Raw genomic sequence first — 1,218 nt, 5'->3', positions numbered from 1 at the left:
CTGAGCCTCCCCAACTGAACTGGTCCACCGTTATGTTTAGGAAACGGAGGACCAAGAATGGCAAACAAGAGACCGAAGCCCGAAGAGATTGTCTCTAAGTTACGGCAGGTTGAAGTTCTGATGGGGCAAGGGATGTCCCGTCTTGATGCGATCAGACAGATTGGCGTTGTTGAACAAACCTATTACCGCTGGCGAAAGAAGTACGGCGGAATGGGTGTAGACCAGTTGAAAGAACTGAAGCGGCTTCAGAAAGAGAACGAGCGGCTGAGGCGCGCGGTTTCTGATCTGACGTTGGACAAACTGATCCTGACGGAGGCGGCCAAGGGAAACTACTGAGCCCCGCTCGTCGTCGCGCCTGCATCAGCCATGTACGCAACCAGCTGAACGTTTCCGAGAGACGCGCCTGCCGCGTGCTTGGACAACACCGGTCTACGCAACGGCGTGTCCCACAAGGTCGCGCAGACGAAGACCGATTGGTGGCCGACATGATCGAGCTGACCCGTCAATACGGCCGATATGGCTATCGCAGGATCGCTGTACTGCTGAGAGAGGCTGAATGGTCTGTCAGCGATGGGCGGATTGAACGGCTTTGGCGACGAGAGGGGCTGAAAGTGCCCGTGAAACAACCAAAGAAAGGACGGCTCTGGCTGAACGATGGCTCGTGTGTTCGGCTGAGGCCGGAGTATCGCAATCATGTATGGAGCTATGACTTCGTTCATTGTCGAACCGATGATGGCAAAGCTTTTCGGACGCTGAACATCCTTGATGAGCACAGTCGAGAGTGCCTGGCGATCAGAGTGAAGCGCAAGCTGAACTCGGTCGATGTGATCGATGCCCTGACGGATCTGTTCATACTGCGGGGTGCACCCCGCTTCATACGATCAGACAATGGGCCAGAATTTATCGCCCAGGCCGTCCGAGACTGGATTGCCGCAGTTGGCGCCCAGACGGCTTACATTGAACCTGGGAGCCCGTGGGAGAACGGATACTGTGAAAGTTTCAATGGAAGGTTCAGGGATGAGCTACTCAACGGTGAAGTCTTCTACAGCCTACGCGAAGCACAAATCCTGATCGAACAATGGAGGAGACACTACAACACAAAGCGGCCCCACAGTGCACTGGGCTATCGCCCGCCAGCACCTGAAACCATCATCCCAATGGATTACAGGCCGACGGTGCACTAACAATCAACTTGGACCAGTCAGATGAGGCTGCTCA

The 1,218-nt window shown here is 55.1% G+C and carries 1 protein-coding gene; it reads left to right on the top strand.

Annotated features, from left to right (window positions below; translation table 11 throughout):
- The first annotated feature begins 57 nt into the window (after positions 1 to 57).
- A protein-coding gene (locus tag ACR0FB_RS20670) for an IS3 family transposase (RefSeq protein WP_480621779.1) occupies positions 58 to 1,184 on the top strand; the annotation gives its coding sequence in 2 pieces (ribosomal slippage) (positions 58 to 322 and positions 322 to 1,184; 1,128 coding nt in all).
- The last annotated feature ends 34 nt before the right edge of the window (positions 1,185 to 1,218 follow it).

The sequence above is a fragment of the Ruegeria sp. P10 genome (assembly GCF_056534925.1).
Note: the sequence above shows the minus strand (reverse complement) of the source record. Positions and strands in the feature narration are given on the sequence as shown.